Source organism: Desulfovibrio diazotrophicus, assembly GCF_902498985.2.
Classification (GTDB): Bacteria; Desulfobacterota; Desulfovibrionia; order Desulfovibrionales; family Desulfovibrionaceae; genus Desulfovibrio; species Desulfovibrio legallii.
This window is the reverse complement of sequence record NZ_OX346397.1, coordinates 635,649-653,944: the sequence shown is the minus strand read 5'-3', so window position 1 is coordinate 653,944 and position 18,296 is coordinate 635,649. Positions and strand designations below refer to the sequence as shown.

Genomic DNA, 18,296 nt, shown 5'->3' with positions numbered 1-18,296 from the left:
CAAGCGCTAGTTATGGATGAGGACAACACCACTATTTATTTGCGCGATTAGGCGCCAGAACGAGCCTGCGGTGAACTTTAATAGATATTCTCTAAGGTAATCTGCTCCAGACGCCATGCTTGCTTCAGATACCAATTTGACGTATAAGAAATGCTGTGGATAAAGTCTCAACTCCGTGTCATAGAACATAACTATATTTTTATTTTCACAAAATTTGTGTATGCTATAGTTGCAAGTGTAACCTTGCGTTGCGCTACTGCTCCGCCACCGGGTTTGCGACCACAGGTCATCTCCGCGCAGACCCCGGCCTTTGCCGCGCCTCCGGCGCACAAGGATATGCCATGCCCGTTGCCGTGTTTTTGCTTTTTGCCGCGCCGTTTGTAGGGCTGAGCGCCCTGCTCCTTCCCCGTTCCTTTATTTTCGTGCCTCTTGTTCTGGCTGCCGTGCTCACCTGGGGCGGCCTGCTGCTCGTCTACCGCAGTTTGCTCACCCCCCTGCGGCGGTTGACGACCAGCGCGCGCGCTGCGGGCGACGCCCCTCTGAATGTTCAGGGGGCCTGCCCTCTTCTGCGGGAAGCCCTCACGGCCCTGCAGGAGCGCGAACACCACCGGCAAGAAGACTTTGCCCGGATGCTGCATGAGAAAGAAGAAAACTTTCAGGAAGCCGTGGAGTGGCACGAAAAATATTCGGTAGCCATCACGGGGCAGCGGATGGTCCGCGCCACCCTGGACAAAGTGGCGGACAAGCTGAAGAGCCTTGCCGCCCGCCTGCCGCAGGAGGCCGTACCGGAGGAGGACGCGCACACCCGCGCCTGTCGCGTCTTTGTGACGGAAGCCTTGGAGAACGCGCGGGGAGAGCTGGAATACTGCGCCAACTATCTGGATCAGATGAACGTTTTTTTGGGTGAAACGCCGACGGCGGGGGAAAAGGCCGAAACCGACGAACAGGATTTTTTTCAGTGGTCCGAAAGCTACACCACGGGCGTGCCCGTTATCGACGGCCAGCACAAGCTGTTGCTCTCCTACATCAATAAACTGGCCCGCAACGTCAGCCAGGGCAGCGACCCTGCCCTACTGCTGGAAATTTTGGACGCGCTGGCGGGCTATGCCTTCACCCATTTCAATACTGAGGAAATTTTCTTTGCCGCATCCGGCTACACTGAGGCCGGCAAGCATATCCGCAAGCACCGTGAATTTCGCCAGACTGTGGCTGAATTCCGTGAGGCTTTGGACGAAGGTAGGGCCCATATTGATATTAATCTATTGGAATTTTTGAAAGTTTGGCTCATAGAGCACATTCAGGGCATGGACACGGGCTATGCCCCATATGTGCGCAAACGCATGGATGAACATGCCTGACCGCCCAGCGATGCTTTCATGGCGGCAGCCCACCGCATGCACAAAAACCGGATGCGCTCCCCCTGCGCTACAGACCATCGGCGCAATTTCAAAATATCATTGCCCCGACCAGAGGATTGACCAGGACATCTTACGCGCGGCCCCAATTACAATTTTGAGGCCGCGCGTAAAAGAAAGCGGTTAATTTTCGTGCCAGCCCAAAAACATCCTGTAGGCCGGGTTGGCGGTTTCTTCCACATGGGGGTAGCCCATGCGCTCCACGCGGGCAAGAAAGTCCTCAAAGTCCGCCCGTTTTTCTTCAGGGGCCTCAAAGCCCACCAGCACGCGGCCAAAATCCGCGCCGTGGTAGCGGTACTGGAACAGGGTAATGCTGAAATCCACCCGCATGGCGTCCATAAAGTCCAGCAGCGCGCCGGGCCGTTCAGGGAAGGTAAAGCGCAGCAGGCGTTCGTGCAGCACCTGCGGGGCATTGCCGCCCACCAGGTGCCGCAGGTGCACCTTGGCCAGCTCATTGTCCGTAAGGTCCACGGCCTCAAAGCCCTGACCACGCAGTTCGCCAAGCACCTCGGCCACGTCTTCCCGCCCGTTGATCTTAATGCCCACCAGCACCCTGGCCCGCTCCGGGTCGGAATAGCGCGTGCAGAGTTCCGTGATGTTGCGGCTGCCGAAAGCGGCGCAAAGCTGTCGAAAGCTGCCCACGGCTTCGGGAATGTTGATGGCCAGCAAAGCCTCACGTTGCGCGCCGATTTCGGAGCGGTCCACCACATGGCTCAGGCGGTCGAAATTCATGTTGGCCCCGCTTACCACGGCCACCAGGGTGGCGTCGCGCAGGCCGCCGGCCTTGGCGTAGGCCCGCAGCCCAGCCAGAGAAAGCGCCCCGGCCGGTTCGGCCACCACGCGCGTATCTTCAAAAATATCCTTGATGGCGCCGCAAATGGCGTCCGTCTCCACGGTGATGATGTCGTCCAGCAGGTCGCGGCAGATGGCAAAGGTCTCTTCCCCCACCAGCTTCACGGCCACGCCGTCGGCAAACAGCCCCACTTCGGGCAGCTCCACTCTCTTGCCGGCCATGACCGAACGCCGCATGGCGTCAGAATCCACGGGCTCCACGCCGATGACGCGGATATCCGGCCGCAGGTTCTTGATGTAGGCCGCAATGCCTGCGGCCATGCCGCCGCCGCCAATGGGCACAAAGACCGCATGGATGGGCCCCGTGTGCTGGCGCAGAATCTCCATGGCAATGGTGCCCTGGCCCGCAATGACGTCCGGATCGTCAAAGGGCGGAATGTAAACGCAGCCCGTTTCCTGGATCAAGTCCAGCGTGTGCTGCCAGGCGTCGCTGAAGGATTCGCCCGAAAGCACCACCTGCCCGCCCAGACGCCGCACGGCCTCCACCTTGATGGCGGGCGTGGTCACGGGCATGACAATAGTGGCCTCGCAGCCCAGCCGCCGGGCCGCCAGGGCCACACCCTGGGCGTGGTTGCCGGCGGAGGCCGTAATCACCCCGCGCCGCAGCTCGTCCCGCGAAAGGTGGGCCATTTTGTTGTAGGCCCCCCGCAGCTTGAAAGAAAATACCGGCTGCAGGTCTTCGCGCTTGAGCAGCACTGTATTGCCCAAACGGCGCGAAAGGGTCACGGCCTCTTCCAGAGGCGTTTCCACCGCCACGTCATAAACGCGGCTCAATAAAATTTTGTGCAGATATTCGCTGTGCTTGTCCATGAAACGGTCCTTGCGGCTGTACGGCGCCGGTCAACAATCCGGAAGGCGGCTGCCCGGCAGCCGCCTCTGGCGCGCGTGAGTGTGACCTCAAGCTATATACCCCCCCGGCGCGGGGCTCAAGTGCCCAGAGTCCCGACACTTGCGCCGAGAGCTGTTTTGGGCAATACTTCCTTCCCGAATCTGTAAGGGGAGCCTGACCATGCAAAAAGTAAAAAAAGTCGTTCTTGCCTATTCCGGAGGTCTGGATACCTCCGTCATCCTCAAGTGGCTCATTGAAACCCACCACTGCGAAGTCATCGCTGTCACGGCCGACCTGGGCCAGCCCGAAGACCTCTCCGGCGTGGAGGCCAAGGCCCTCAAAACCGGCGCGTCCAAAGCCTATGTGCTGGACCTGCGCGAAGAAATGGCCAAAGATTTTGTCTTCCCCATGATGCGCGGCGCGGCCCGCTACGAAGGGCGCTACCTGCTCGGCACCTCCATTGCTCGTCCGCTCATCGCCAAGGCCCTGGTGGATGTGGCCCGCAAGGAAGGCGCGGACGCCGTGGCCCACGGCGCCACGGGCAAGGGCAACGACCAGGTCCGTTTTGAGCTGGCCGTCAGCGCCCTGGCCCCGGATATTCAGGTCATTGCTCCCTGGCGCGAATGGGAGCTCATGTCCCGCACGGCGCTCACCGCCTTTGCCGAAAAGCACGGCATCCCCATTTCCAGCGGGGCCAAACGCTACAGTATGGACGCCAACATGCTGCACACCAGCTTTGAAGGCAGTGAGCTGGAAAATCCCGGCAACGAACCGGACGCCTCCTGCCACGAACGCTGCGTGCCCGTAGAGCAGGCTCCGGATACGCCCGAAATTGTCAGTGTGGATTTTGAACGCGGCAACCCTGTGGCCGTTAACGGCGAACGACTCTCCCCGGCTGCGGTCATCCGCGTGCTGAGTGAAATGGCCGGTCGCAACGGCATCGGCCGCGACGACATGGTGGAAAACCGCTTTGTGGGCATGAAGTGCCGCGGCGTGTACGAAAACCCGGCGGGCACTCTGCTCTACAAGCTGCACCGCGACCTGGAAGGCATCTGCATGGACAGGGAGCTGCTGGGCATCCGCGATATGCTGGCCGTGCGCTACTCCCAGTGCGTGTACAACGGCTTTTGGTATTCGCCGGAGCGCGAAGCCATGCAGGTCTTTATGGACAAGGCGCAGGAAACGGTCACGGGCAGCGTGCGCGCCAAGCTCTACAAGGGCGGCGTCTGGCCCTTGGCCCGCACCTCCCCCCTTTCGCTCTTTTCCGAAGATCTGGCCACCTTTGAAGGCGGCGACTATGACCATAAGGACGCGGCGGGCTTCATCCGCCTCAACAGCCTGCGCCTGCGGCAGTTTGCCGCCGTGCAGCGTAAGCTGGGCGCATAGGCCGGGGGCGGCATGAGCACTAACCAGAGCTGGGGCGGACGCTTCTCCGAGGGACCGGCGGAAGCTGTGGCCCGCTATACAGATTCGCAGACCTTTGACCGCGCCCTCTACGCCCAGGATATCCGCGCCTCCCAAGCCCACGCCCGCATGCTGGGCCGCCAGGGCGTCATCACGCCCCAGGAGGCCCGCACCCTGGTGGAGGGCCTGGATAACGTACGCCGGGAGATTGAGGACGGCAGCTTTGTCTGGCGGCCGGAACTCGAAGACGTGCACATGAACATTGAGGCGCGGCTGACGGAACTTACCGGCGAGGTGGGCAAAAAACTGCACACCGGGCGCAGTCGTAACGATCAGGTGGGGCTGACGTTCCGCCTGTTTGTGGCGGAAAAGCTGCGCGGCTGGCAAGAGAGTGCCATGGCCCTCTGCAGTGTGCTGCTGGAAAGGGCCGCCGAGCAGCGCGCCGCCATTCTGCCCGGCTGCACCCATCTGCAGCCCGCGCAGCCCGTAAGCCTGGCCCACCACCTGCTGGCCTACGCCTGGATGTTCCGCCGCGATGTGGAACGCCTTGCCGATACCCTGGTCAGGGTGCGCGTGTCGCCCCTGGGCGCGGCTGCCCTGGCGGGCACCACCTATCCTCTGGACCCGGCCGGCGTGGCCGAGGAAGTGGGTTTTGCGGGCATCTACGGCAATTCCATGGACGCAGTTTCAGACCGGGACTTTGCCCTGGAGGCCCTCTTTGACGGCTCCCTGATCATGATGCACCTCTCACGCCTGTGTGAGGAAATCATCCTTTGGGCCAACCCGGCTTTCGGCTTTGTGCGCCTGCCCGACGCCTACGCCACGGGTTCGTCCATCATGCCGCAAAAAAAGAATCCCGACGTAGCCGAGCTTATGCGCGGCAAGACCGGGCGCGTCTACGGGGCGCTGCTAGGTCTGCTTACGGTCATGAAGGGCCTGCCCCTGGCCTACAACCGTGACATGCAGGAAGACAAAGAGGGCTTTCTGGATGCCGACCGCACGGTGAAGACCTCCCTGCGCATCATGACCGGTCTGCTGGAAGAGCTGGTCTTCCGGCCGGAGCGCATGCGCGAAGCCTGCAAGCTGGGCTTCCTCAACGCCACGGAGCTGGCCGACTATCTGGTGGGCAAAGGCCTGCCCTTCCGCGAAGCCCACCACGTTACGGGGCAGGCTGTGGCCGCCGCTGAAAAGGCGGGCAAAGGCCTGGAAGACTTGACCCTGCCGGAACTGCAGGCTCTGGAACCGCGCATTGAAAACAGCGTCTACAACGTTCTGGCCTATACGGCGGCCGTGCGGCGGCGGGAAACCCCCGGCGGCACCGGCCCCCATTCGGTCAGCCGTCAGCTGGAGCAATTGAAAGACTGGCTGCACCACTTTCCCCTGGAAACACGCTGACAGGCCATTATTGTGAAGCGTCGCGCGCTGCCCGAAAAACCGTCGTCAGGCAACCGCCGACGGCTAGCACGCAGACAGAGCATTCCGGCCCGGCCCGCGTTTCCTGTGACGGGCCGGGCCGGGCTTTCTGCTACAGAATGGCGGTCCGTACGGCGCAAGGCCGCGGCTCCGCAGTCGTCCGCCATGCAACACCCTGTAACCCTTGGGGCCGCCCCGACTAAACGCCATGCCGCACACCACGCAAAGCCGCAATTTTCCTGAACAGGACGCCGTTGCCCGCTGGCCCCGGTGGGTCGCTGCGGCGCGGCTGGACGACGCGCTGAGCGCGGCGGCCTACGAAGCTATTCCTGCTCCTTGCCGGGCCGCCGTCAAAACCGGCCTGGCCCTGGCCTGCGCCCATTTCGGCGAAGGCACGGAAAGCAGGGTCGAATCCGTACGCAACGCCCGGCTGGGCTTCTGGCGGCGGCGCATCAGCCACGCTGCGCCCTGGGCGGTTCTGGCTTTTACCCCGGACTACGCGGCGGCGGCCCGTCTGGCGGCGGCCTGCGTGCCCGCCCAGCTGGCTGGCGTGCCTTTGGTGGGAGCCGTCTGCGTGACGGACGCGCCGGAACAGTGCGCCCCACACCCGGCGGCCTTGGTCAGCCTGGAACTTTCCGGCGTGGAAGACGTCTTTGCTCTGGACCAGGCCGGGATCTGCCGTTTGCTGGAGGAATGCCAGCCCGGACCTGGCCGCCTTGTGCTCCTGCACCGTGGAGAGCTGGACGCCGTGGCCCGCGCGGCCGCCGCCTTGGGCCTGCCCTGCTGGCAGGAACGGCGCGACCCTCTGTTGGGCCTGCCGCAGCCCGACGCCTTTGATCTGGAACTGCTGGCCTTTGCCCAGGGATCGGCCCTGGAAGCCGCGCTGGAACCTGTGGACCGTCGGCCCCCCGACGCCCTGTACCTTTCTCCCGGCGCGGCCCGCAGCCACTGTCGGGAGCGGCGCGGCGGCCCCTTCCCCTGCAGCGGGGCCCCGGCCCTGACGCCCGGCTGTGAGGGTTTTTGGCTGCATCCTGGCCTTGATCCGGACTTTTTTCGCGTGCGCCGACAAGCCTTCGGCCTCCTGTAACCGCGCGGCGGCGCGCCCGGAGCTGTCATGTCCACCGCATCCTCTGCCATGACCCGAATCCGCAACATCGGCATTATTGCCCATATTGACGCGGGCAAAACCACACTCAGTGAGCGCATGCTGTTCTACAGCAGCAAAATTCACCGCATGGGCGAGGTGCACGACGGCGCGGCCACCATGGACTACCTGCCCGAAGAGCAGGAACGCGGCATTACCATCATGTCAGCCTGCACCACCTGCCATTGGCGGGAGGCCACCATCAATCTGGTGGATACCCCCGGCCATGTGGACTTTACCATTGAGGTGGAACGCGCCCTGCGCGTACTGGACGGTGCCGTGGGCGTGTTCTGCGCGGTTGGCGGCGTAGAGCCGCAGTCCGAAACGGTCTGGCGGCAGTCCGAGGCCTTTGGCGTGCCCAAGGTCGCTTTTGTCAACAAGATGGATCGGCCCGGCGCGGATTTTGCGGCCGTGCTGGCAGCCATGCGCACGCGCCTGGGGGCCAATGCCGTGGCCGTTGCCGCGCCCCTGGGTCAGGGCGAAGACTTCCGCGCCGTGCTGGACCTGGTGCGGCAGGAGACCCTGACCTTCGCTCCGCAGGACCAGGGCCGCAGCGTGCAACGCCTGCCCTTTACACCCGAAGAGGCGGCCCTGGCCGCGCCCTGGCGCGACGCCCTTCTGGAAAAGCTGGCCGAAGCGGACGAGGCGTTTTTGGAGCCCTATCTGGAAGGCGTTTACAGCCAGGGGGACATTTTGGCGGCTCTGCGCCGCGCCACCTTGGCCAGGACGCTCACGCCAGTGCTCTGCGGTTCGGCCCTGCGCAATATGGGCGTGCAGCCCGTGCTGGACGCCGTGTGCGACTTTTTGCCCTCTCCTCTGGACGTGCCCGCCCCCGTGGGCCGCGACGCAGCCGGACATGAAAGGCCCGTGCCGCCGGATCCGGATGCTCCGGCCGTGGCCCTGGTCTTTAAAGTGCTGCTGGAAAACGGCCGCAAACTGGCCTTTCTGCGCCTCTATGCCGGGCAGATCAAGGAAGGCGAAAGCCTGCGCAACGTCAACCGGGGCAAAGAAGACCGCCTGGGCCGCATTTATCGGCCCCACGCCGAACGGCGCGAACAGATCGCCGCGGCCTTTGCCGGCGAAATCGTGGCCGTGGTGGGGCTGCGTTCGGCCCATACGGGCGAAACGTACACAGGGCGCGGGCTGTGCCTTTCTCTGGAAAGCATCGAAGCCTACGCCCCGGTGCTTACCCGCGCTCTGGAGCCCCGCAACGCCGACGAAGGCAAAATTCTGGATGAGGCCCTGGCCCGCTACAGCGAAGAAGACCCCACCCTGCTGGTGCAGGCTGATGAAGAAAGCGGTGCACGCATGGTTTCCGGCATGGGCGAACTGCACCTGGATGTGCTGCTGGAGCGCATGCGGCGCGAATACGGCATCGGCCCCCGCGCGGGCAACCCGCAGGTAGTGCTGCGCGAAAGCGTGCGGGCCGCAGCCGATGCCGACGTGACCTTTGACCGCGAACTGGGCAAGGAGCGCCATCAAGGCCGGGTGGCCCTGCACGTGGCCCCCCGCCCGCGCGGCGCGGGCAACAGTGTGACGGTGGGCGACTTTCTGCCCGCCAAGGCCGAAGATGCCCGCAAAATTTTGCCCCCGGCCTTGCTGGATGCTGCTCTCGAAGGCGTGCGTGACGCCCTGCAAAGCGGAGAGTTGACCGGCTGCCCTGTGACGGACGTGGCTGTGACCGTGACCGGCGTTACCCGGCAGGAGGGCCTGACCACCGCCCCCGGCTGCCACATGGCTGCGGCGCAGGCCCTGCGCGAGGCCCTCGCGGCGGCCTCGCCTGTAGCGCTGGAACCCCTCATGCGCGTGGAGATCACCACGCCGGAAGATTTTCTGGGCGCTGCCATCAATCTGTTCACGAGTTGCGGCGGTAAGGTGGAGGAACTGGAAGACCACGGCGGGCGCAAACTTCTGCGCGGCACGGCCCCTTTGCGACGGCTTTTCGGCTTTTCCACTGCCCTGCGTTCCGCCACCCAGGGCCGGGCCGGGTTGGTGCTCAGCTTTGCCCGCTTTGACCTGCCCTGAGGCCCCCATGCGCCAACCACATCCTGCAGCGGCCCCCCGCGCCAAAAAAAGTCTTGGGCAACACTTCCTTAAAAATCCAGATATATGCGACCGTATCGCCGCCCTGCTGGAGGCGACGGCCCAGGACAACATTCTGGAAATAGGGCCGGGGCCCGGCGCTCTGACCCGATCCCTGGAGGCCCTGCCCCACGCCCGTTTGTTGCTGCTGGAAAAAGACCGTTACTGGGCCGGGGAGCGCCAGCGTGCAGCCCAACCGGGCACCCAGGCCGTGCTTACGGACGCGCTGCGCTTTGCCTGGGCGCGCATCACCCCGGCCTTTCCCTGGAAACTGGCGGGCAACCTGCCTTATAATGTGGCCTCTCCACTGATCTGGGATTGTCTTTCGCAGGCCACGGGCTGCACGCGCGCCGTGTTCATGGTACAGAAAGAAGTAGGGCTGCGCCTGGCCGCCGCCCCCGGCAACGGTCAGTACGGGGCGCTTTCGGTCTGGGTGCAGAGCTACGCTGCCCCGCGCCTGGAATTTACGCTGGGGCCAGGGGCCTTCAATCCACCGCCCAAGGTGGATTCGGCCGTGCTTTCCTTTACGCCGCTGTCCCTGGCCTCACGGCCGGAGCACCCGCAGCTGCTGGCCCGCCTGTTGCGGATATGCTTCCAGCAGCGGCGCAAACAGCTGGGCGGGATTATCCGGCGCAGCGGAGAGCAGTCCCTGGCCCAAGCCCTGCACGAGGCAGAAATCGACCCTGGCTTGCGCCCCGAAGCCCTTGGCGTGGGCCAATGGCAGCGTCTGAGTGCTTTATGGGCCGCACAGCTTGACAAGCAGGCTTAAAAAGTTTTGAGTATGGACATAAATACCCGCGGTGCGCGCCGGGGAGCCGTTGCGGGCCCCGCCCAAGGCGGCATGAATGCGCAATGTGGGAAGTTTTCAGGAGGATATGCTGATGACAAAGGCTGATCTGGTTGAAAAAATCGCCGCTAAGGCCAACCTTACCAAGGCTGCCGCCGAACGCGCCCTCAACGCTTTTCTGGCCTCGGTTGAAGACGCTCTTGTCAAAGACGCCAAGCTGACCCTCACGGGTTTCGGCACCTTTGCGGTGGAAACCCGCAAAGCCCGGCAGGGGCGCAATCCCCGTACCGGTGACACCCTGACTATCCCCGCCTGCAAGATTCTGAAGTTCCGTCCCGGGAAAATGCTCAAGGATTCCTTGAACTGATCCCGCGCCGTCGGTTCCTCGGCGGTCGTGTTCCATAGCGGCCAGCCAGGCCTGTGCCGTGTGTCCTGCGCCTCCCACGGGGCTGCAGCCCGGTTGCGGTGTTGCCATCAATCCAGAGTGCTGCCCCCCGCTCCTGCGGCTGACGATTTTTTGTGAAATACGCCTTGCCTTTTGCTTCCGGGCAGGCTATAAGCACCTTTCATATTTTGTGGGCGCTCCATGCGAGGCCCGCCGCCGAAGGGGGTGATTTCTTTGCCCGGAGTTTTTCTTAACGACGACGACTACAACTTCGATATTGCGCTGCGCCGCTTTAAGAAGCAGGTGGAAAAGGCCGGCATTCTTTCTGAAATGAAGAAGCGCCAGCACTACGAAAAGCCCAGCGTCATGCGCAAGAAGAAGAAGGCCGCCGCCCGGAAGCGGCTGATGAAAAAAATGCGCAAGATGAACATGGCCTAGCCTTCTGCGCGGGCCTTTGTGAGTTTGGCCGTGCGGGAGGCTTTCGAGCCTTCCGCACTTTCCGCGTTTTCACACTTTTACCCACCGCCTGCCATGACCACCCTCTTTGCTCAAATCGATCAAGACTATATCCGGGCGTATAAAGCCAAGGACAGCGTTCGCCTGAGCGTGTTGCGCCTGCTGAAAACCGCCGCCAAGAACCGGCTGGTAGAGCTGAAGCGCCCCGGCGGCGCTCTTACGGACGCCGAGATGCTGCAAGTCATCATCAAAGAGGGCAAACAGCGGCAGGATTCCATCGAACAGTACACCAAGGCCCAGCGTCCCGATCTGGCGGAAAAAGAAGCCGCCGAATGGGATATTCTTAAGGAATATCTGCCCCAGCCCTTGAGCGAGGACGAACTGCACGCCTTGGTGGACGCCACCATCGCCAAGGTTGGGGCCGCCTCTCCACGGGACATGGGGCGCGTCATGACGGCCATCATGGCCGAGTACGCGGGCCGTGTGGACGGCAAGATCCTTTCCGCAGCGGTCAAAGCGCGCCTGCAGGGCTGATCCTTGCGTCTTTTGCCGGTCTGACCCTGCGGATCAGCATTGCGGCGCACGTCGGCCGGGCACAGCGGCCTCGTTTGCGCTACGGCCAGGGCTCCCGCCAAAGAGCTCTCAGCGCCATTTTTTTGCGGCGGCCCTCCCTCAAGCGCGTTCCGCCGTTTTTCGCACAGTCGGATACGCGCTTTCACGGGCTTGCGCCCGTGCACCCCGGTCATTCTTTTTCGAGGCAGTCGCATGATCCATGCCCGCACGCTGCAGTCCCTTGAATTTTTTCGTATAACCGAACAACTGGCCACCCACTGCGTTTCCGATGTGGGCCGACAACGGGCCCTGCAGGTAGCTCCCCTGCCCACGGCAGAAGAGGTTACCTTGGCCGCGCGCCTGTATGAGGAAGCTGCGGTCTGGGCGGCTACGCCTTTGCCGGGCGGCGCCGTTTTCAGCTTTGGCGCGTTTCCCGACGTAAGCGGTCTGCTGCACGGCGTGGCTGCAGCTCACGCCCATCAGCCCGATGTGGACGCCTTCTGGGCCCTGCGCCAGATGCTGCGCCTGGCGCGTGACGCCCACGCCGCCATTGTCACGCCTGAAGCCCAGGAGCGCTGGCCCCATTTGCTGGCCCTGGCCCAAACCGCGCCCCTGCCCGTGCAGCTTACTGCCGCCTTGCTGCGCTGCGTTTCAGACGATGGCCTGCTGCGCGACGAAAGTTCGCCGGAGCTCTACCGTCTGCGCACGGAGTTGCGCCGCCTGCACCAGAACTGCATGCGCAGGGTCAAGGATTACGCCCTGCAGTACAACATGCTGGCCTATCTGCAGGACGAGTTCATGACCCTTTCTTCAGACCGCTATGTGCTGCCCCTCAAGGCCAACTTCAAGGGCCGCATGCAGGGCATCATCCACGACTGGTCCCAGACGGGGGAAACCTGCTATTTCGAGCCCATGTTCCTGGTGGAAATCAACAACCGTCTGCAGGAACTCAAGCGCGAAGAACGCGAAGAAGAACGCAAGGTGCTGACCTATCTGCGCGACCTGCTGACGGCCGAGCTGCCGGGCGCGCGCGCCGCCCAGGATCTGCTGGCCCAGCTGGATCTGCTGCAGGCCAAGCGTTTGCTGGCGCAGCGCCTTGAGGCCCGCAGCCTGCCCCTGGTTCCGGTGGAGGAAGGCATTCAGCTGCTGGAAGCCCGCCATCCTCTGCTGGCCCTGCGCCAGGCCGAAGTGAGGCAAAGCGGAGGAAAGGGGGGCGGCGGCAAGATCGGCGAGGCCGTACGGCCGTTGGATATTGTGCTGCGCCCGGGCGAGCGCGCCTTGGTCATCACTGGCGGCAACGCGGGCGGCAAGACCGTATGCCTCAAGACCCTGGGGCTTATTGCGGCCATGGCCCTGAGCGGTCTGCCCGTGCCTGTGGGCAAAGGCTCGCAACTGCCCTGGTTCAGCCGGGTAGACGCCTTTATCGGCGACGAACAAAGCCTTGCGGACAACGTTTCCACCTTCACGGCGCAGATTGAGCATCTGGCCAAAGCCTGGAAGCATCTGGACGCCAGTGGTCTGGTGCTGCTGGACGAATTCGGCGCGGGCACGGACCCGGCCCAGGGCGCGGCTCTGGCCCAGGCGGTACTTGACGAATTGCTGGACAAACATACCTTTGTTCTGGCAGCTACGCATTTTCCCGCGCTCAAAAGCTACGCCCTGACCCGCGAAGGGGCCAGGGCCGCGTCCATGCTGTTTGACCCGCAGAGCAAAAAGCCTTTGTTCAAGCTGGCCTACGACCAGGTGGGGGCCAGTCAGGCCCTGGATGTGGCGCGCGAACACGGCCTGGCGGACAGCATCATTCGCCGGGCTGAGCATTATTTGCTGCAGGACGGCCAGGACGCTACGGCCCTGCTGACCCGGCTCAACGCTCTGGCGGCAGAGCGCGAAGGCGAAATCGTTGCCCTGCGCGCCGAGCAGGAAAAAATCCGTGCGCGGGCCCGGCAGGACCACGAACGTCAGGAGCGGGAACGTGCCGTCCTGCACGACGCGGTGCGGGCCAAGGCCGGTGAGCTCATGCGCGCCTGGAAGGAAGGCCGTGCTACCCACAAGCAGGCTCTGAAGGAAATGTCCCGCCTGCGCGCCGAACTGGCCCGTCCCGCCGTGGAGGAACCCTCGGTGCTGCCCGTGCCACAGGCGTTCACGCCGGGGCAGCAGGTGCTGCACGCCGTGTTCAACAAGCGTGGTGTGGTTACCGATGTGGACACGCGCCGCCAGCGGGTACGCCTGGACCTCAACGGGGTGAGCCTGTGGGCCGCCATGAAGGATGTGCGTCTGCCCGACACGGCCCCGGCCCCCGCCCTGGACAGGCCCGCCGCAAACGTCAGCCGCACGCCGGTTTCCGGCGGTGAGCCCGCCTCCCTGAGCCTGGACGTGCGCGGGCAGCGGGCCGATGCGGCCCTGGCCGAGCTGGAGCGTTTTCTGGACAAGGCCCTGCTGGCGGGCTTTGCCGAGGTGGAAGTGGTGCACGGACGCGGCACGGGAGCATTGCGCCGTCAGGTGCACGAATTTTTGCGTGCGTTCCCGGCTGTGGCCGGGTTTGCCGTTGCGCCCGAAGACCGCGGAGGCGACGGCATGACCATTGTCCAACTGCGGTAATTCGCTGGTGAAGGCGGTGTGCCCGCCCTCGCAGTCGTCAGCGCGGGTTCAGGGCGCAACCGCGCCCGAACCCGCCGTCCCCAGGCCTCTCGATCACAGGCTGTTCAAACAACCCAGGTGGAACGTCGCCGTCATGCAAAGCAAAGACGCCATCCGCGCCATCAAAGAGCGCCTTAATATCGTGGACGTGGTGCGCCGCTATGTGGAGCTGAAGCGCAACGGTCCGCGCTGGATGGCCCCCTGCCCTTTTCATCAGGAAACCAAGCCTTCGTTTTCCGTCAACGAGGACCAGGGCCTGTTCTACTGTTTTGGCTGCCACGCTTCGGGCGACGTTTTCGATTTTTACGGCCGTATTAACGGACTGGACTTTAAAGAAACCCTTGAACAATTGGCGGCCGAGGCGGGCATTGCCCTGGAGCGCGGCCCGGCCGACCCGAAACGCCAGGGCGAAGAACGCCGCCGCCGTTCGGTGCGGCAGCAGATGCTGCGCATGTACGAGCTGGCGGCGGCGCATTTTGCCGCCGGGCTGCGCGCGCCTACGGCTGCGGACTGCCAGGCCTACGTGGCCCGGCGCGGCCTGAGCGCCGAGATTATGGAGCGTTTTGGCCTGGGCTGGGCCGCGCGCCAGTGGCAATCTCTGGCCGAGGTCCTGCGCCGCGCCGGTTTTGACGACCGCATGGCCGTGGAGGCCGGTCTGCTGGGCAGCTCGGACAGAGGGCGGGCCTACGACCGCTTCCGGGGCAGGCTCATCTTTCCCATCAAAAACCTCTCCAACCAAATCATCGCTTTCGGCGGGCGGATTATTGATGATGCGGACGAGGCCAAATACATCAACAGCGCCGACACGCCCCTGTACAAGAAAGGCGAGCACCTCTACGGCCTGGCTCAGGCCCGGCGGGGCATCGTCACCAAGGGCGAAGCCCTGCTCACCGAAGGCTACATGGACGTGCTGACCCTGCACCAGTTCGGCTACGACAATGCCGTGGGCGTCCTGGGCACGGCCCTCACGCCGGAGCAGATCAAGCGTCTTTCGGGTTTTACCTCGCGCATCACCTTGCTGTTTGACGGCGACCGCGCCGGGCGTAAGGCGGCCCTGCGCTCCTGCGAAATGCTCCTTACCAGGGGGCTTTCCTGCCAGGTGGTGCTGTTGCCCGAAAGCGAGGACATCGACAGCCTGCTGCGCGGCTCTGGCCCAGAGGCTTTTGAGCAACTGCGTGCCGCAGCCCCGGACGGGCTGCGCTTTTGCGTGGACGTGCTCAAAGCCCTGGCCCCGCGCGAAACCGTGGAGTGGGCCCGCAACTTCCTGCGCCAGGTGACCCTGCCGGAACTGCTCAGCCCCTACGTTTCGCGCCTGGCAGCCCAGCTGCAGCTTTCGGAAGCGGACCTGCGGGAAGGCCTCGCCCCTCCCCGACGCGACGGCGCAGCGCGGGAAGCCGCCGCCTCCGGGCCCAGCCGGCGCAGCATGCGCGACAGAGAAATTCTCATGTACGCCCTGCGCTATCCTCATCGCCTGACGGACCTGGCCGCTCTGGGCGCGGACCTGGCCCTGCAAAGTGCCCTGGGGCGGCAGTTGTGGGATAAAATCGAACGCCACGGGCCGGAGGACTTTGTCTACCAGCTGGACCAGAAGGAAAAACAATTCCTGTACCACTGTTGCGGGCCGGAGGCGGCCCCGCGCGACCAAGGCGACAGGGAGCTTGAAGCCCTGCGCCACTACATGAACGACTACTATGCCAAAGCCCAGCGCTCTTCCCTGACGGCGGCCCTGCAGGCCAATACCGGCACAGGTGACTTTGCGGCCGATTTGGCTTACCTTCGCGCACTTAAGGAAACTTTGGAGAAAGGCCATGAGCAATCTTAAAGATATCCAGCAAATACAGTCTCTTATTACCAAAGGCAAAGGTGCCGGCTTTCTGACTTTTGAAGAGGTCAACAAGGCCTTGCCCGTGGAAATGAACACGCCGGAATATTTTGAAGAAATAATCGGCATTTTTGAGCAGCTGGAAATCGCCATAGTGGATACGGAAAAAGACGGCAAAAAAATTTCCGCCGCCGCTGAAAACGACGAAGAAATAGCCGAAGGCTCTCTGGACCTTTCCGAAGATGAGGAATCCGCCGACTATTCCTCGCGCAGCACAGACCCCGTGCGCATGTACCTGCGTGAGATGGGGGCCGTACCCCTGCTGGACCGCGATGGCGAGGTGGTTATCGCCAAAAAAATCGAAATGGGCGAACAGGACGTGCTTTACGCCCTGGTAGAAGTGCCCGTGGCCGTTGAGGAACTCATCAACGTGGGCGAAGACCTGCGCCAAAATCGCATCAAACTCAAGGATGTGGTTAAAACTATTGAAGAAGATGACCCCAGTGAAGACGAGATGAACCAGCGCTCACGGGTCATCCTGCTGTTGGACGAAATCAAACAGACCTACAAAAAAAAGCGCAAGATCTACAAAAAACTGGACAGCTGCGCTTGTATGGACCGCCGCGTGACGGCCATCCAGAAGGAAATCATCGGCTACAAGGAAGAAATTGTCACCCGTCTGCGCGACATCAAGCTGGAAAAAACCCTCATTGACCGCATTATCGAGACGGTGGAAGACTACGTGCGCCAGATGCACAACTGCCAGCGCGACCTTTCAGCCTACATCCTTGCCACAGGCCGCACCCAGGCGGAAATCCAGGCCCTGTTTGACGGCCTGGACAACCGCGAGGTCAACCCCGTGGACGCCGCCCGCGAACTCAAGCTCAGCGTGGACGAGCTCTTTTCCTTCAAGGAAATGATCATTGGCAAAATTGAAATCCTCAAGCGCCTGCAGGAAAAATGCTGCCACAACGTGACAGACCTGGAGGAAGTGCTCTGGCGCATCAAACGCGGCAACAACGCCGCCATGCGCGCCAAGCAGGAGCTTATCCGCTCCAACCTGCGCCTGGTGGTTTCCATCGCCAAAAAATACACTAACCGGGGCCTGCAGTTTCTGGACCTTATCCAGGAGGGCAACATCGGCCTCATGAAGGCCGTGGACAAGTTTGAATACCAGCGCGGGTACAAATTCTCCACCTACGCCACCTGGTGGATCCGCCAGGCCATCACCCGCGCCATAGCGGACCAGGCTCGCACCATCCGCATTCCCGTGCACATGATCGAAACCATCAACAAGCTCATCCGTACCTCCCGCTACTTGGTGCAGGAGCTGGGCCGTGACCCCACGCCGGAAGAAATCGCCGAGCGCATGGAATATCCGGTGGAAAAGGTCAAAAAAGTGCTCAAAATCGCCAAGGAGCCCATTTCGCTGGAAACGCCCATCGGCGACGAAGAAGATTCCAGCCTAGGCGACTTCATTGAGGATAAAAAGGCCGTGGCCCCGGCCGAGGAAGTCATCAATACCAAACTGTCCGAACAGCTGGCCGCCGTGCTGGCCGACCTGACCCCCCGCGAGGAACAGGTGCTGCGCAAACGCTTCGGCATCGCTGAAAAGAGCGACCATACCCTGGAAGAAGTGGGCAAGCTCTTCAACGTGACCCGCGAACGCATTCGCCAGATTGAGGCCAAGGCCCTGCGCAAGCTGCGCCACCCGGTGCGCAGCCAGCCCCTGCGCTCCTATTATGAGAACTGAGGCCAAAGGAGCGCCCGCCGTGCCGTGCCTTTGCCCGCGCCGCGCCATCCTCTGCGACACAAATCCGCGTCGCCTTGCGGCCTGGACTGCGCTTCTGCTCTGGGCCTGCGCCCTGGTTCTGGCGGCCCCCTGCATTGCTGCGGACAAGCCCCTGCCAAAGCCGCAGGCCACGGTGGCCCGTTGCTTTGACGGCGATACCCTCAAGCTCACAGACCGGCGCGTGCTGCGCCTGGCGGGCCTGGACGCCCCAGAGCTGTACGCCTCAAAAGGCGGCAAGCCTCAGTACTACGCCAGGGAGGCCCGTGACAGGCTCACGGATCTGGTCCGGGGGCAAACAGTGACCCTGCTGGCGGCCGGCGTGAAGCACAAGGACCCCCACGGCCGCTGGCTGGCCGAAGTGCTGCTGGCCAACGGTCAGTCCCTTAACGAGATCCTGGTGCGCGAGGGGACGGCCTTTTTTTATCCCCACCGCGACCTGAGCCCACAGCTGCAGGAACGCCTGCACGCTGCGCAGCGGGAGGCCATTGCGCAAAAACGCGGCCTGTGGGCGCGGCTGTTGAGTCTGCCCGTGGCCCAGGCCACCTATCTGGGCAACAAGGAATCCCTGCGCTTCTTCCCCACGGACTGCGCCGCCGTGCAACATATCAAACCGCGTAACCGGGTCTATTTCGGCAACTTGATGGACGCGTTTATGGCGGGGTACGCCCCGGCGCGGGTCTGCCCTTTCTGGCCGCTTGTTCCATGAATGACATTATGAAAAATTCT

14 protein-coding genes are annotated in these 18,296 nt (G+C 63.1%); 13 read left to right on the top strand and 1 reads right to left on the bottom strand.

What is annotated here, in order from left to right; genetic code table 11:
* Window positions 1-341: 341 nt before the first annotated feature.
* Window positions 342-1,358, top strand: a complete 1,017-nt coding sequence (locus J7I12_RS02855; RefSeq protein WP_118228900.1) for a bacteriohemerythrin — start codon at window positions 342-344, stop codon at window positions 1,356-1,358.
* A 180-nt stretch (window positions 1,359-1,538) separates the two neighbouring features.
* On the opposite strand, the gene ilvA is transcribed toward J7I12_RS02855, so the two are convergent.
* Window positions 1,539-3,077: a threonine ammonia-lyase, biosynthetic gene (gene ilvA / locus J7I12_RS02850; RefSeq protein WP_118228899.1), complete on the bottom strand. Its 1,539-nt coding sequence runs from the start codon at window positions 3,075-3,077 to the stop codon at window positions 1,539-1,541.
* A gap of 199 nt (window positions 3,078-3,276) precedes the next feature.
* Here ilvA and J7I12_RS02845 point away from each other — a divergent pair, with 199 nt between their 5' ends.
* The 12 genes from J7I12_RS02845 (at window position 3,277) to J7I12_RS02790 (ending at window position 18,276) form a co-directional block, all read left to right on the top strand.
* Window positions 3,277-4,482, top strand: coding sequence for an argininosuccinate synthase (locus J7I12_RS02845; RefSeq protein ID WP_118228898.1), 1,206 nt, complete (start codon window positions 3,277-3,279; stop codon window positions 4,480-4,482).
* Between the two features lie 12 nt (window positions 4,483-4,494).
* The gene (argH, locus tag J7I12_RS02840) at window positions 4,495-5,895 is read left to right on the top strand and encodes an argininosuccinate lyase (RefSeq protein WP_130957716.1); all 1,401 of its coding nucleotides are present in this window, start codon (window positions 4,495-4,497) and stop codon (window positions 5,893-5,895) included.
* A 226-nt stretch (window positions 5,896-6,121) separates the two neighbouring features.
* On the top strand, window positions 6,122-7,000 hold the full coding sequence (locus J7I12_RS02835) for a hypothetical protein (protein ID WP_208360588.1): 879 nt from the start codon (window positions 6,122-6,124) through the stop codon (window positions 6,998-7,000).
* Between the two features lie 27 nt (window positions 7,001-7,027).
* The gene (gene fusA / locus J7I12_RS02830) at window positions 7,028-9,082 is read left to right on the top strand and encodes an elongation factor G (protein ID WP_236031308.1); all 2,055 of its coding nucleotides are present in this window, start codon (window positions 7,028-7,030) and stop codon (window positions 9,080-9,082) included.
* A 7-nt stretch (window positions 9,083-9,089) separates the two neighbouring features.
* Entirely contained in the window at window positions 9,090-9,908 is an 819-nt protein-coding gene (gene rsmA / locus J7I12_RS02825; RefSeq protein ID WP_118228895.1) for a 16S rRNA (adenine(1518)-N(6)/adenine(1519)-N(6))-dimethyltransferase RsmA, read from the top strand.
* A 112-nt stretch (window positions 9,909-10,020) separates the two neighbouring features.
* Window positions 10,021-10,293, top strand: a complete 273-nt coding sequence (locus tag J7I12_RS02820) for an HU family DNA-binding protein (RefSeq protein ID WP_092152960.1) — start codon at window positions 10,021-10,023, stop codon at window positions 10,291-10,293.
* A 252-nt stretch (window positions 10,294-10,545) separates the two neighbouring features.
* Window positions 10,546-10,749, top strand: a complete 204-nt coding sequence (gene rpsU, locus J7I12_RS02815; protein WP_092152961.1) for a 30S ribosomal protein S21 — start codon at window positions 10,546-10,548, stop codon at window positions 10,747-10,749.
* Window positions 10,750-10,842: 93 nt separating this feature from the next.
* The gene (locus J7I12_RS02810; protein WP_118228894.1) at window positions 10,843-11,301 is read left to right on the top strand and encodes a GatB/YqeY domain-containing protein; all 459 of its coding nucleotides are present in this window, start codon (window positions 10,843-10,845) and stop codon (window positions 11,299-11,301) included.
* A 231-nt stretch (window positions 11,302-11,532) separates the two neighbouring features.
* Window positions 11,533-13,917, top strand: a complete 2,385-nt coding sequence (locus J7I12_RS02805) for an endonuclease MutS2 (RefSeq protein ID WP_208360590.1) — start codon at window positions 11,533-11,535, stop codon at window positions 13,915-13,917.
* Between the two features lie 133 nt (window positions 13,918-14,050).
* The gene (gene dnaG / locus J7I12_RS02800) at window positions 14,051-15,778 is read left to right on the top strand and encodes a DNA primase (protein ID WP_118228892.1); all 1,728 of its coding nucleotides are present in this window, start codon (window positions 14,051-14,053) and stop codon (window positions 15,776-15,778) included.
* A complete protein-coding gene (rpoD, locus tag J7I12_RS02795) occupies window positions 15,765-17,531 on the top strand; it encodes an RNA polymerase sigma factor RpoD (RefSeq protein WP_118228891.1) in 1,767 nt (588 codons plus the stop codon). Before dnaG ends, rpoD begins: the two co-directional genes overlap by 14 nt.
* 19 nt (window positions 17,532-17,550) lie before the next feature.
* Entirely contained in the window at window positions 17,551-18,276 is a 726-nt protein-coding gene (locus J7I12_RS02790; protein ID WP_236031311.1) for a thermonuclease family protein, read from the top strand.
* Window positions 18,277-18,296 lie beyond the last annotated feature (20 nt).